Raw genomic sequence first — 12,682 nt, forward strand, 5'->3', positions numbered from 1 at the left:
ACCTCTTTTAAGTGTGCTTTTAGGCGCTGTCGATCTTCGGGTGTCATTTTATTTACCTTATCCTTTTTTACTGTTTTACTAGCTTCTTCATTTTAGATATTTTTTTATAGATTTGCAAAAGTGAGATGCACCCTATTTAAGTCTTTATTAACTACTTTCATTACATGAAAACGATCGATAATAACTCGCGCATTTGGGAGTACTTGTTTGATAACTTTACGGAATCCTCCCCACATATCAACACTCACTTCCTCAACTTGTTTCCGAACCTCAATCGGCTGTTTCATAAGGACTTCAATGATTTCTTCACAGCGATGAGAATCAATCATCTCAATTAAATTACCTTCGGAGATGTCACTAACAACAGTCACCAAATTTCCTTGACCTTTTCGCATACTTATCTCATCGAGACAAATTCGTTTAACCCGTTTCCAATTCGGTTTTTTTTTACCTGCTCAAATATTCCTTTTATTTTGTCATAATTCAGTCCTTCTTCTCGGACAATTTGCTCCATGTTCGATTGTTTTACACGCTCATAAATATTTTGTTCGTATCGTTGAGTATGCCGTCTTTTAACGTCCAAAAAATCTATTCTTTCTGTGGGATACCGTTGACAAGTAGGACAGTAAAACTGCCGTCGTGGAATTTTTAGATACACAGGACGACCAAAAACAGACAAATCTCTTACTAGAATTGGTCGAGCTTGATGCAGTTTTCCGGTAGGATTTTTACAATGATGACAAACAATTCCTTTTGATAAAATGCTAAGTCCCAAGAAAATTTTTTCCTCAACTTGAGTACAAGTTTCAACCCTGACTCCAGGCAATGCTAATAGATAGTCTAGATGGAAGCTCATAACGGTAAATGTATTATGAGGTACATTTTACACCATAAACTCAGGAGAGCCGAGACGCTCAATCTCTATTCCGAATTTCAGTGCGGTAAAACCGGCCACTGTAGAATGTTGGCCTGTTGCTTTTGGTATCTCAATAATTTCTCCATTGTGCAGTTCGTAGCGGTGTTCTGAGTTTTCAGGATACCAGTCACTGAATTCATCGAATTTTACTAATTCTGGTAGGGTTTGAATCATGGTTACTCCATCAATTTTGGTTTTGATAGCTGTACGGGGTCGGAATTGATAGGGAAGATTGACTTGTTGTTAGTATCCTTTTCACATTAAAAGTGTTGCCAGTTTTCTGTAGAGATTTTTTTTTGCAAAAATTATTTTTGTATAATATTAAAACAATTATTTAAGTTTTTCTAGAACAATTTGTTGATAAAAACCCTCTAAAGCTGTCACGCAAACTTGATCGTCAAACAAAGCATCTTGTCGCTGACTCATGCGTTGTGCAATGTCTCGCCGCCACTGTGAGTCTAGACCTAACTTGACAGCAATTTGAATATATTCCTCTTCGTTTTGTGCAATTGTGTCTGTTACTCCCAGCATTTTTAGAAAGCTATAAGCGTGAAGTCCCCGCATAAATTCTCCTGGACAGGTGACTATGGGTAAATTGCAAGCGATCGCCTCTAAAGATGTATTCCCCCCAGACCAAGTAAAAGTATCTAAGAAAACATCGGAAAGAAAGTTAATTGCTATGTAATCTTGTCGAGTTGGAATGGTTCGGAATAGACAGTAATCTTCGCTCTCAAGATTAACAGCAGCAAAAGCAAATTTTAGCCGTTCTCGCAGCAGTTCGCCGCGAGGAAAGATAAACTGAGCTTGCGGAACGCGGCGGGCAATTTCTGCTAAAATGAAATCATATTGCGGTAAGTATTTGAAAGGGGCTTGGCAGCATAAATAAATTACTGCATCTTCTCTGAGGTCAAAATCTAAGCGACTGTTGTTTAATTTACCTACGGTTGGTTTTGGGTAAGCAACGCCAATATTCGGCAACTTAATTAAGGTTTCTGAGTAGTGCAATTGTGCATTTTCCGGTTCCATCAATTCACTAGAAATAAAATAATCAATCGTCGGTAAACCCGAGGTGACAGGATGTCCCCACGCCGAACATTGCACGGGGGCAAGGCGCAAAGCTGCTATTTGTATAGTTGGTGCGTCCATGCCAATTTCCGGGAAGACAAGAATATGCAATTTATCATCAATAATTTGTTGGCATACGGCTTCTAGGTTATGAGGAATGTGGCGAAATTGATCGCTGTATTGGCGAAATTGTTCTGTAATCAGATCGGGATCATTACCCGTGTAGTAACAGTAAATTTCAAATTCTTTGTGGTTGCAATAACGCAGCCAGCCAGTTAACCATAAAGTGCCGCTGTAAGAATGCAAATAACTAGAAATATAACCGACTCTAATTTTGCCATTTTCCAGCAGTGGAGGCATTGATTGCGGTTGCACCCACTGCGAATAGTTAGCGACCATAACTTGATGCACTAAATTAGCATACTTTGATTGCGATTCCACAACATTGTGAGCCTGATATGCTAGGTAAAAATTAGTGAAACTACTAAAACCCCGCAAAGCATTAATTTTGTCTTCTGGAGTTTTTAGGGATGTTTGCTGAATTAATTTTTCTAATTCTAAGACAAATCTTTCCCTGTAAAATTTTATTTCATCTGATGTATTATAAACAATCGGCAAGATTAAGTGTTTAAAGAGTTGAAAAACATATTCATTGGGCAGTATTTCCGTTGCTCTTTCTGCACTTGATATAGCTAACTTAGTGCGTCCGTTCTGCTGGTAAATTTTGACTATTTCAAAGTGCAGTTTTCCTGCTGTAGGGTAATGACGGATGCCTTCTTCAAGGCTCGCGATCGCTTCTTCGATTCTGTTGAGGTTTCTTAAACACTCGCTTAAGTTACCATACAGTTCTATATCTCCTGTCTGGGATACTAAAAATCTTTGATAGTGCTTAATGGCTGCTTCGTATCTTCCTTGACGGTAGAGTTTGTTGCCAAATTCTCTCAATATTAATGCTTGGGAGTCAAGGGTGATATCGCTAAGTTGTCCCTGTTCCACTACTGGAATTTGTGCGGTTCCAGATTCTGCTATTGCTTGGTGATTTTCCGCCTTCAGCTTAATTCGATATTGAATCAGTGGCAAAATATCGCTCCACTGGCTGCGATTCAGGTTTTCTAATAAAATAATTTCCGGTTCTGGGTTAATATCTAAATCTTCTGCCATCAAAAGATTCATCACAATTCCTGAGATAATTAAACTTGCATCTAAGTAGGATTTTTCTAAAGTTTCGCTCACATCTATTAAAAGAGTTAGGAAATCGCGCTCGGGATGACTTACCAGACTCTTAATAATTAGTTCTAATTCTAAATAAAGAGATTCTTCGGGTTGGTTCCAATCAGGAAAAATCAGCAAATTTAAGGGTTTCAGATTTAAGGTGGCTAGATCCATGTGATTGTCTGTCTCATCTATATTGCTGGGCATCGAGGGGTTTTGGTGTGAGTGTTCGATCGCCCCTGGTTTAATTTAACTCGTGTTTGGGCGATCTCGCCCTCCATCCCCTATCTTGGCTGTTGGCGCGATCGCCACCCGAGGATGGCAGCTAGGATGATACTGGGGGTAAAGACAGCGATTAGGGCGTTGAAGTCGGTAGAGGGTATGGATAAGCTAGGCCCTGCGTACTTGATGGCGAGGGAAAGGGCTGCGGATAGGGTGAATACTTTGAGGATGGGGCTGATGTTGGTCTTCATGGAGGTAGTAGTTGGTTGTATAATATTGTTTTTCGCGGGGGCTGGAAAGATTTACCCTCACTATTATGCCCAGTCCTTGCCACCGGGTTCCGTGGGGTTTGCACAAAAGTGCGATCGCAACTCTCTTTCGGGCGCTGCGTAGATAAGATACCTTCTCATCGTAAAATTAACGTATGTCACAGCACAATTTGTTAGTAGCGGGAACAATGTAGAATGAACAACCAAACATCTGAGATCGTAGAAAAAATTCGCCAGCAATTTAACAGCGCTCCTTACCCGAGAATCCCACTCGAACAATCTCCTAAAGATAACTACGAGCTTCTCTATATTCATAACCTTATAACACCTTACTATTTAAGAAATCAAACAGTTATTGAAACAGAAGGAAAAATTATTTTAGATGCAGGCTGTGGCACCGGCTATAAATCCTTGATTCTAGCAGAAGCCAATCCCGGTGCTAAAATAGTTGGTATTGACTTAGCAGAAGAATCGGTTAAGTTAGCCCGTCACCGTCTAGAATATCATGGGTTTGAGAATGCAGAGTTTCATGTGCTTTCAATTGAAGATTTGCCTAAATTAGGATTAGAGTATGACTATATTAATAGTGACGAAGTTCTTTATTTACTGCCCGATATAAAGGCGGGATTGAAAACACTTAAGTCTGTGCTAAAAAATCACGGAATAATTCGTGCTAATTTCCATAGCTCGCTACAGAGGTTTGCCTATTTTTGGGCTCAGGAAGTTTTCAAAATGATGGGATTGATGGACGAAAATCCCCGAGAGTTAGAAATGGAATTAGCCAGAGAAATTATGACCGCTTTGAAAGATAATGTTTTTCTCAAGCAACTAACCTGGAAGCCCGATGTCGCCCAGAGTGAAGAGTGGATGCTAATGAATTATTTATTTCAAGGCGATAAAGGCTACACTATCCCTGAAATGTTTTCGGCACTACAAGCCGCTGATTTAGAGCTGGTCAGTATGGTGAATTGGCGGCAATGGAACTTGCTCGATCTTTTCAAAGAGCAAGACAATTTACCTGCTTTTCTAGCCATGAGCCTGCCAGAAATTTCTACAGAAGAAGGGCTGCATTTATGTGAATTGTTACATCCCGTCAACCGTTTAATTGACTTTTGGTGCGCTCATCCAGATAGGGCACAGCCCTTTGTGCCGGTTGCTGAATGGACTGTATCTGACTGGCAGGATGCGCGGGTACACCTGCATCCTCAGCTAAAAACTCCCCAGGCGAGAGCAGACTTGATCCAGTGCATCACTAGCCAACAACCCTTCGAGATTAGCCGTTATGTCACTTTGCCCGCTTTAGTACCTATTTTCCTAGAAAGTTATATGGCTGCTTGCTTGCTACCGCTTTGGGAGGGCGCTTGTCCTGCCAAGTCCCTTGTGGAACGCTGGTTAAAGCTCAAACCCCTGCATCCGGTTACTCTAGAGCCTGTCAGCGAACAGGCAGCTTGGGAGGAAGTTAAAGAAGTCTTGAGTAGCCTGGAAGCGTTTCTTTACTTGCTTTTGGAGCGTTCACCCCGCCCTAGCTAAGTTTTTTTAGCACAGGGTGATATGAGAAGGAACGAAAGTGAGTAAGTTACATTCAGGAGTTAGAAATCAAGCCTCTCACCCCTCAAGGAGAAACAAACCATGAAAACTGAATTAAAACCCAAGTTCCTGCAACACCTCAATCAAAGAAGACAAGATAAAGGTTTTACGCTGATTGAACTGTTGGTAGTTATCATCATTATCGCTATTCTTTCGGCTATTGCTTTGCCTGCATTCCTCAACCAAGCAAACAAAGCCAAGCAATCTGAAGCCAAGCAGTATATCGCCTCGCTCAACAAGGGTCCGCAGGCTTACTATGCTGAGATGGGAGTCAATCGATTTTAGATTTTAGATTTTAGATTTTAGATTGACCCCACGGATAAATGCGGGGGCTTGAGGATTTTCGATTTTAGATTTTGGATTGATTCCACGGATAAATCCGGGGGCTTGTACCATCAAGAAATTCTTGGTCAAGGGTAATATCGCTAAGTTCTGTTCCACTACTGGAATTTGTGCGGTTCCAGATTCTGCTATTGCTTGGTGATTTTCCGCATTCAGCTTAATTCGATATTGAATCTGTGCCCAAATAGCGCTCCACTGGCTTAGATTGAGGTTTTCCAATAAAATAATTTCCGGTTCTCCGTTAATATCTAAATCTTCTTCCATCAAAAAAATCATCACAATCCCTGATACAATTAAACTTGCATCTAACTCTGATTTTTATAAAGTTTCGCTCGCATCTATTAAAAGAGTTAGGAAATCGCGATCGGGATGATTTACCAGACTCCTAATAATTAGTTCTAATTCTAAATAAAGACATTCTTCTGGTTGGTTCCAATCAGGAAAAATCAGCAAATTTAAGGGTTTCAGATTTAAAGTGGCTAGATCTCTGTGATTGTCTGTCTCATCTATATTGCTGAGCATCGAGGGGTTTTGGTGTGAGTGTTCGATCACCCCTGGTTTAATTTAACTCGTCTTTGGGCGATCTCGCCCTCCATCCCCTATCTTGGCTGTTGGCGCGATCGCCAGCCGAGGATGGCAGCTAAGATAATACTGGGGGTAAAGACGGCGATTAGGGCGTTGAGGTCGGTAGAGGGGATGGATAAGCTAGGCCCTGCGTACTTGATGGCGAGGGAAAGTGCGGCGGATAGGGTGAATACTTTGAGGATGGGGCTGATGTTGGTGTTCATCGAGGTAGTCGTTGGTTGGGCGATCGGGTTTTGAGAGTATTATGGCAAGTATGTGTTGGGGGTGGGCGATCGGCTATTTTCTGAGATACTAAGGTAATTTGCCAGCGTTGAGTGTAATTGAACATGGATCACCACAATTTAGAGTTAATAGAAAACATTCGCCAGCAATTTAACAATACTCCTTATCCCAGAATCCCGCTGGAAGAATCTCCAAAAGACAATAGTGAATTGCTCTACCTTCATAATCTTGTAACTGCTTATTACTTAAGAAATAGAAGAGTTATTAATACAGAAGGTAAAGTGATCCTGGATGCCGGATGCGGCACCGGTTATAAATCCTTGGTTTTAGCTATAGCCAATCCCGGAGCAAAAATAGTAGGCATCGATTTATCAGAAGAATCAGTGAAACTAGCCGCTCAACGTTTACAGTATCATGGGGTTGCTAATGCAGAGTTTTATGCTTTGAAGATAGAAGAATTACCAAATTTAGGGTTAGAGTTTGACTATATCAATGCTGACGAAGTTCTGTATCTCTTGCCCGATGCTATTGCTGGATTGCAAGCAATGAAGTCAGTTCTCGCTCCCGATGGCATCATCCGCACCAACCTTCACAGTTCAAATGGTAGAGCCGGAGTATTTCGTGCTCAAGCTGTTTTCAAAACAATGGGATTAATGAATGGATCTCCCGGAGAAGTGGAGATAGAAATAGTCCGGGAAACAATGGAAGCATTACAAGATGAAGTAGGGCTTAAGGCATTCACCTGGAATTCCGATCGCGCACAGAATGAGGCATGGATTATGGCCAACTATTTATTAGTGGGTGATAAAGGTTGTACCATTCCTGAAGTGTTTGCAATGTTGAGAGGTGCTGATCTAGAGTTTATCAGTATGGTGGCTTGGCGCAGGTGGGAGTTGATGGATTTGTTCAAAGATCCAGATGATTGGCCTCCGTTTTTGGCAATGAGTCTGCCAGAAGCTTCTCTGGAAGAGCGACTGCATTTATTTGACTTGTTACATCCCCTCCACCGTTTGTTTGATTTCTGGTGCGGCAATCCCGATCGAACTCAGGCTTTTGTGCCAATTGCGGAATGGACCCAGGCCCAATGGCGGGAAGCACGGGTACACCTGCACCCTCAACTGAGGACTTCCCAGATTAGGGAAGACTTGAGTAATTGCATTGACAGCCAAACGCCGTTTGAGATTAGCCGTTATATTATTGTGCCAACCCTAGCGCCGGTGGCGATCGAGAGTACAATGGCGGCTTGTTTGCTACCTCTTTGGGATGGGCCACAGTCTGTGGTGTCCCTAGTAGAACAGTGGCTCCAAATCCGCTCGCAGCTCGGTGTTAACCTAGAGCCTGTTAGTGAGCAGACGGCCTTTGAGGAAGTCAAGGAACTGTTGATTATGCTGGAAGTCTTCCTGTATGTGCTTTTGGAGCCTTAGAGCCAGGAGTTGAAAAAAAAAATAGTTTGGGGTGATATTAAAGCGCCGATAACTGGGTAAGTTACATATAAGAGTTAGAAACGAGCATCCCACCCCTCACGGAGAAAGACTTATGAAGACTGAATTTAAAGCCAAGTTCCTGCAACACATCAACAAAAGAAGACAGGATCAAGGTTTCACCCTGATCGAACTGCTGGTTGTTATCATCATCATCGGTATTCTTTCTGCTATTGCTTTGCCTTCCTTCCTCAGCCAAGCAAACAAAGCCAAGCAGACAGAAGCTAAGCAGTACATCTCTTCAGTTAACAAGGGCTTGCAAGCTTATTACGCAGAAAACAGCGTGTTTACCGATAATGTCTCTGATTTGGGTCTTGGTCTCAAAACTCAGACTACTAACTACAAATATAAAGTTGTCAATGGTGGTACAGTGGCCGCCACCGGTGGAGCAACTTCAGCAGCGAGTCCCATTGTCGGCGGGCTGAAGGCATATGGAGGAGCCGTAGCACTGACTGCACCCGATCCTTCAGGGGCTTCAGGCACACAGACAATCCTTTGTGAAACGGAGGCTGTTACAGCTGGAGATCCTCCCGCTATTGGTCTTTCGGGTAGCAATAGTGTTTGTCCCAGCGGTATGACACTCGTTACTAAGTAACAGCTTAGTACACAAGCATCGCTTGTAAAAAAGAACGAAATAGCGGGTTAGCGTTATCGATGCTGCCCGCTTTACTGTAGATAGGAAACTGATTTTATTGGCTGACTTTATGATTTCTGACAATTTATTAGAACTGGCGCCCGATTGGCAGCAAACAGCCGAGCAACTTCTGCTTAAAGAAAATTACGCTCAGGCAGCCATCCTCTACGAACAGGCAATTGCAGAGCAACCAAGCGTTAAGTCTTACTACTGGCACTTAGGATTGATATTGCTGTTGCAAGAACAAGAAGCAGAAGCTCAAACAACTTGGCTGCTGGCAATGGCTGAGGGTGAATCTGAAGAAATTGAACTCTGGACAGCAGAACTGTTGGAAGTGCTGGAAGCTGAGGCTGAACGACAACGGTTGGAGTTGACCAATTATGAAGTAGCTTGGGCGATTCGGCAGCACATCCGAGAAATCAATCCTGGGGATATTAATAACCTCTTGCATTCGGTGGGACTTTCCATCCTGCGGAAAACTTACAGAGGTGAAGAATCAGACGCTTTGGGCACGATCGTAGAGCTTCTGAAGTCCGAGCCTCCAATAGCATTAGACTACGACCTCTTGCTGCAAGTCTGGAAGACCGTTTTAGATGTTGCTCCATTCCACCCTTCATCATTTGAATTTACAGAAGCTTGTTTTAACCATGTTAAAGAACCTCTACCTGTTATTGAAAATTTACTTTACTTTACTTATGACATTGCATATTCAGCAAAGAAATTTCACTTAGCGACCCGTTATGCAGAACTCGCCTTGCGGTTAGAAGCTAAACATCAAGAAGTTTTGCGGGCCTTGGCTAGTTTTTACCAAGATATCGGGAATTTTTCTAAAGGGATAGAAACTGCTAAGATTTGCTACTCAGTGATGGAACAGTTGGTAGATAAAATTTTTGCCAATCACTTGCTGCTGCGCGGACTGATGGTGGCTGGTGGTCATTGGGAAGATGCTTGGTCAGCGTTTGAGACACACAAATTAATGATGAGGGCTATTATTGAGGAATATCCGACTAATCTGGATTCGCCTGCTGCGCTTCGCTTGATGAGTTCGTTATTTTTCTTTCCTTACTTTGAAGATCGGCCTCAAGAAGCCGGGAGAATTCGCATCCAAATTGGTAATCTTTTTCAAGAAAGTGTTGAAAATTATGCCAAGCCACTAGTGGAGAAGTGTCGCCAGCGCTCGTTGCCCATGCTTCAGGGAGGCAATCAAAAAAGACGTTATAAACTTGGTTATTTATCTTATTGCTTACGTAGCCATTCTGTAGGATGGCTGGCGCGGTGGTTGTTTGAACATCACGACCGCGAGCGCTTTGAAATATCGGCTTATCTAATTGGCTCAAAACTGACAAATGATCCCCTTCAGCAATGGTACATTAGCAAAGCTGACAAAGCTTGTAAACTAGGTGTTTCTGGTATGGAAGCTGCTGAAAAGATTTACGAAGACGAAATAGATATATTGATCGATCTCGATAGCATTACGATGAATTCTAACTGTGAGGTAATGGCAATTAAGCCTGCCCCTGTACAAGTCACTTGGCTGGGGTGGGATGCTTCGGGCATACCAAATGTTGATTACTATATTGCAGATAATTACGTTTTACCAGAATCAGCACAGAATTACTACGCGGAAAAAATATGGCGATTGCCTGAAACTTATGTAGCAGTAGATGGTTTTGAAGTGGGAGTGCCGACGGTTCGACGGGATTCGCTGGATATTCCTAGCGATGCAGTCATATACTACTGCAGTCAGATGGGATACAAGTACAATCCCAACACAGCTCGGCTGCAAATGCAAATTATTAAAGCAGTCCCGAATAGCTACTTTGTAACTAAATGGTTTACTGAGCAAGAATCACTAAAAAACTTTTTTATTCAGATTGCGGAATCAGAGGGGGTGAGTGCGGATAGCTTGCGATTTTTGCCTCACGCTCCTTCAGAAGCCGTTCACCGAGCAAATTTAGGGATTGCTGATGTTGTACTCGATACTTATCCCTACAACGGAGCTACAACAACAATGGAAACGCTGTGGATGTGCATTCCTATGGTGACACGGGTGGGCGAGCAGTTTTCAGCTCGCAACAGTTACGGGATGATGATGAATGCAGGTATAACTGAGGGGATTTCATGGACAGATGAAGAATATCTAGAGTGGGGAATTCGGTTAGGAAAAGATGCCCTTTTACGGCAGAAAATATCTTGGAAATTGCGACAGTCTAGACAAACTGCTCCGCTGTGGAATGGCAAGCAATTTACGCGAGAGATGGAAAAAGCTTACGAGAAGATGTGGCAGAGATATGTTGAAAACTATCAGCAGGAGTAAGGACTTTTTGTAGAAAAATTATACAAGTCCGAGATTTTGAATCGGGGTATCCCGATTCAAAATCAACGCTGTACAATCCACGTTCAAAATTTAATGGCGCTGTTGCTTCAAGGGAATATCTTCAACTAAAAGGAAATTGTTCAACTTTTGTCGGGAAGCAATAAATACTGAGCGAACCAATATTTCCGATGAAGATAAAGTCCAATCAATAGGAAACTCTTCGTGGTTAGGTTGGGTTATAGGCATATAAACAAACTCGAAGTATTGCTTTAGTTGATTGTACACCCACCTTCTAGTAGGCCGGCATCCCTTACCGGATATAGCTTGCGATGGATTATCTGCTACTTCTCTGCACAAATTAATAGCTTCTTCTTCGCCAAACGAGACGCACGTCTCTAGCAGCAGCATCTTTTGGCAACTGCGAGCCATAAACTCGATAGCTTGAGCGGGCGTTTGCAAGTGATACAGCAACTCGTAGGAGTAAACAATGTCAAATTGCTGATTTATTTTTAAATCTGCAGTCTCTAAATCTAGTTGTATTGTCTCAATATGGGGATAACGCGATCTAAGTATTTCCACGTTTTGCGGTCTACCTTCGGCGGCAACTACTTCACAGCTTCGGTCCAGAAAAAAGCTTGTATGATCGCCAATTCCTGCTCCAAGTTCGAGTACAGTTTTCCCTACAAGATCTAATCCTAAGCTTGCTAAATGTTCTAATCTTCTCTGGTTGTGTCGCAGATATCCATCGGACTGGAAGACCTTCAGAGGATCGATAAGTAGTTCCTGCTGGTCTTTAGTGGTAATATCAGCTTCACTGGCGATGAGAGAGTCAATATCATAACCATCAATATAATCTAAAATTCGGGAAACAGCAGGCAGAGAAGTTATTCCTTTGTTGACAAGCTCTGGAAATTGAGCCAAACTCTCAACGATATTGTTCGCAAAATTATAGTCAGGGTTGCTGCCATAGTGGAAAGTTAAATACTCTAATAATTCCAGAGTATAGTCAGGGAAATTGAGAATATCAGCAATGCAAGCTAATTTTAGAATTTTCTCTGGTGTTTTTAGATTTTTTTCCAAGTTGTCGTCTATCAGATCCCGAAAGTAAAAAGCATCTCCGTATAATAACTGTCCCTCGCGAACTGTTGAACGAATGGGAGATATGCTCCGAAAGCGATAAGCTCTATCTAAGTCGAACAAAGTAAATCCTTGTTCCCTGAGATAAATATCAACGTCCGCAAATAAAGGCTGATTTTTATAGAGGTGTGAAAACCCGACTTCAGCCTGCATAGCAAGAATAGACTGTCCCAAGATTTGAGAAGCACCTTGTAATACTTGTAATTCTGCGCCCTGAACGTCTATTTGCAAAAAGTCGATTTCCTCAATCCCTTCACTTTGGCAAAAATCATCTAATGTAGTTGTTTCTATTCCCACATAAAAATCTAAGTTGACTAATTCTGGCAACCCGGAAAACCGCTCAAGATAAGGTTCGTTAGGTGGGTACAGAGAGCTGCACATGGGATGCTTAGTTACATAAAGGATAGATTCGCCTACGGAATTTGCTAGCGCTAGAGGAATATGTTTTTCTGTCCAATTTATGGGTTGAGCTTCCAGATCAGTATTGCTAGCCTCACAAGCATCAGCATCAGCATCAAATCCATAAATAGTCAGATGTGGTGCAAATATTTCCCAGCCTTGGGAACCATAGTCATCTTCACTGCTAAGTTTGCGAGAGCCAACGTTACAAACTGTCATGTGAATCTGATCTAAATGACCGCTTCTTTTTAAACTGGGGAGAAATACTGACATAGCCTAAATTTTCCTTGATTT

At 42.1% G+C, this 12,682-nt stretch carries 14 protein-coding genes and 1 pseudogene; 5 read left to right on the forward strand and 10 right to left on the reverse strand.

The window, feature by feature from the left end; all coding sequences use genetic code 11:
- Window positions 1-104: 104 nt before the first annotated feature.
- From QUB56_RS28605 to QUB56_RS28625, 5 genes are all read right to left on the reverse strand, one after another.
- Window positions 105-395: a transposase gene (locus QUB56_RS28605; protein ID WP_332959689.1), complete on the reverse strand. Its 291-nt coding sequence runs from the start codon at window positions 393-395 to the stop codon at window positions 105-107.
- A gap of 2 nt (window positions 396-397) precedes the next feature.
- Complete coding sequence (locus QUB56_RS28610) at window positions 398-856, reverse strand: transposase family protein (RefSeq protein WP_332959690.1); 459 nt, start codon at window positions 854-856, stop codon at window positions 398-400.
- A gap of 27 nt (window positions 857-883) precedes the next feature.
- Window positions 884-1,090, reverse strand: coding sequence for a Uma2 family endonuclease (locus QUB56_RS28615; protein ID WP_332959691.1), 207 nt, complete (start codon window positions 1,088-1,090; stop codon window positions 884-886).
- A 156-nt stretch (window positions 1,091-1,246) separates the two neighbouring features.
- Complete coding sequence (locus tag QUB56_RS28620) at window positions 1,247-3,400, reverse strand: O-linked N-acetylglucosamine transferase family protein (RefSeq protein ID WP_332959692.1); 2,154 nt, start codon at window positions 3,398-3,400, stop codon at window positions 1,247-1,249.
- A 77-nt stretch (window positions 3,401-3,477) separates the two neighbouring features.
- Entirely contained in the window at window positions 3,478-3,666 is a 189-nt protein-coding gene (locus tag QUB56_RS28625; RefSeq protein WP_332959693.1) for a hypothetical protein, read from the reverse strand.
- 213 nt (window positions 3,667-3,879) lie between these two features.
- Between QUB56_RS28625 and QUB56_RS28630 the strand changes: the two genes are divergently transcribed.
- Window positions 3,880-5,214 (forward strand): class I SAM-dependent methyltransferase, encoded by a 1,335-nt coding sequence (locus QUB56_RS28630; RefSeq protein WP_332959694.1) that lies wholly within the window; start codon window positions 3,880-3,882, stop codon window positions 5,212-5,214.
- A gap of 99 nt (window positions 5,215-5,313) precedes the next feature.
- Window positions 5,314-5,541: pseudogene (locus QUB56_RS28635) on the forward strand (prepilin-type N-terminal cleavage/methylation domain-containing protein); the annotation flags it as partial.
- 18 nt (window positions 5,542-5,559) lie between these two features.
- On the opposite strand, the gene QUB56_RS28640 reads toward QUB56_RS28635, so the two are convergent.
- The 4 genes from QUB56_RS28640 to QUB56_RS28655 form a co-directional block, all read right to left on the reverse strand.
- Window positions 5,560-5,877 (reverse strand): hypothetical protein, encoded by a 318-nt coding sequence (locus QUB56_RS28640; RefSeq protein WP_332959695.1) that lies wholly within the window; start codon window positions 5,875-5,877, stop codon window positions 5,560-5,562.
- 54 nt (window positions 5,878-5,931) lie between these two features.
- Window positions 5,932-6,135, reverse strand: coding sequence for a hypothetical protein (locus QUB56_RS28645; protein ID WP_332959696.1), 204 nt, complete (start codon window positions 6,133-6,135; stop codon window positions 5,932-5,934).
- Between the two features lie 77 nt (window positions 6,136-6,212).
- Window positions 6,213-6,401, reverse strand: a complete 189-nt coding sequence (locus QUB56_RS28650) for a hypothetical protein (RefSeq protein ID WP_216670621.1) — start codon at window positions 6,399-6,401, stop codon at window positions 6,213-6,215.
- Entirely contained in the window at window positions 6,398-6,526 is a 129-nt protein-coding gene (locus QUB56_RS28655) for a hypothetical protein (protein WP_332959697.1), read from the reverse strand. The genes QUB56_RS28650 and QUB56_RS28655 overlap by 4 nt, the downstream gene beginning before the upstream one ends.
- On the opposite strand from QUB56_RS28655, the gene QUB56_RS28660 reads away from it, so the two are divergent.
- The 3 genes from QUB56_RS28660 (at window position 6,525) to QUB56_RS28670 (ending at window position 10,852) form a co-directional block, all read left to right on the forward strand.
- Window positions 6,525-7,844: a methyltransferase domain-containing protein gene (locus tag QUB56_RS28660; RefSeq protein ID WP_332959698.1), complete on the forward strand. Its 1,320-nt coding sequence runs from the start codon at window positions 6,525-6,527 to the stop codon at window positions 7,842-7,844. The genes QUB56_RS28655 and QUB56_RS28660 overlap by 2 nt on opposite strands.
- Window positions 7,845-7,956: 112 nt before the next feature.
- Window positions 7,957-8,496, forward strand: coding sequence for a type IV pilin-like G/H family protein (locus QUB56_RS28665; protein ID WP_332959699.1), 540 nt, complete (start codon window positions 7,957-7,959; stop codon window positions 8,494-8,496).
- Between the two features lie 109 nt (window positions 8,497-8,605).
- Window positions 8,606-10,852 (forward strand): O-linked N-acetylglucosamine transferase family protein, encoded by a 2,247-nt coding sequence (locus QUB56_RS28670; RefSeq protein ID WP_332959700.1) that lies wholly within the window; start codon window positions 8,606-8,608, stop codon window positions 10,850-10,852.
- Between the two features lie 90 nt (window positions 10,853-10,942).
- Here QUB56_RS28670 and QUB56_RS28675 read toward each other — a convergent pair whose 3' ends face one another.
- The gene (locus QUB56_RS28675; RefSeq protein ID WP_332959701.1) at window positions 10,943-12,661 is read right to left on the reverse strand and encodes an FkbM family methyltransferase; all 1,719 of its coding nucleotides are present in this window, start codon (window positions 12,659-12,661) and stop codon (window positions 10,943-10,945) included.
- Window positions 12,662-12,682 lie beyond the last annotated feature (21 nt).

Source organism: Microcoleus sp. AR_TQ3_B6 (assembly GCF_036702785.1).
Classification (GTDB): Bacteria; Cyanobacteriota; Cyanobacteriia; order Cyanobacteriales; family Microcoleaceae; genus Microcoleus.

Bases quoted from the DNA above. Each gene is read 5' to 3' on its own strand.
- QUB56_RS28605 (WP_332959689.1), bottom strand. From the start codon at position 395: ATGCGAAAAGGTCAAGGAAATTTGGTGACTGTTGTTAGTGACATCTCC.
- QUB56_RS28610 (WP_332959690.1), bottom strand. From the start codon at position 856: ATGAGCTTCCATCTAGACTATCTATTAGCATTGCCTGGAGTCAGGGTT.
- QUB56_RS28615 (WP_332959691.1), bottom strand. From the start codon at position 1,090: ATGATTCAAACCCTACCAGAATTAGTAAAATTCGATGAATTCAGTGAC.
- QUB56_RS28620 (WP_332959692.1), bottom strand. From the start codon at position 3,400: ATGCCCAGCAATATAGATGAGACAGACAATCACATGGATCTAGCCACC.
- QUB56_RS28625 (WP_332959693.1), bottom strand. From the start codon at position 3,666: ATGAAGACCAACATCAGCCCCATCCTCAAAGTATTCACCCTATCCGCA.
- QUB56_RS28630 (WP_332959694.1), top strand. From the start codon at position 3,880: ATGAACAACCAAACATCTGAGATCGTAGAAAAAATTCGCCAGCAATTT.
- QUB56_RS28640 (WP_332959695.1), bottom strand. From the start codon at position 5,877: ATGGAAGAAGATTTAGATATTAACGGAGAACCGGAAATTATTTTATTG.
- QUB56_RS28645 (WP_332959696.1), bottom strand. From the start codon at position 6,135: ATGCTCAGCAATATAGATGAGACAGACAATCACAGAGATCTAGCCACT.
- QUB56_RS28650 (WP_216670621.1), bottom strand. From the start codon at position 6,401: ATGAACACCAACATCAGCCCCATCCTCAAAGTATTCACCCTATCCGCC.
- QUB56_RS28660 (WP_332959698.1), top strand. From the start codon at position 6,525: ATGGATCACCACAATTTAGAGTTAATAGAAAACATTCGCCAGCAATTT.
- QUB56_RS28655 (WP_332959697.1), bottom strand. From the start codon at position 6,526: ATGTTCAATTACACTCAACGCTGGCAAATTACCTTAGTATCTCAGAAA.
- QUB56_RS28665 (WP_332959699.1), top strand. From the start codon at position 7,957: ATGAAGACTGAATTTAAAGCCAAGTTCCTGCAACACATCAACAAAAGA.
- QUB56_RS28670 (WP_332959700.1), top strand. From the start codon at position 8,606: ATGATTTCTGACAATTTATTAGAACTGGCGCCCGATTGGCAGCAAACA.
- QUB56_RS28675 (WP_332959701.1), bottom strand. From the start codon at position 12,661: ATGTCAGTATTTCTCCCCAGTTTAAAAAGAAGCGGTCATTTAGATCAG.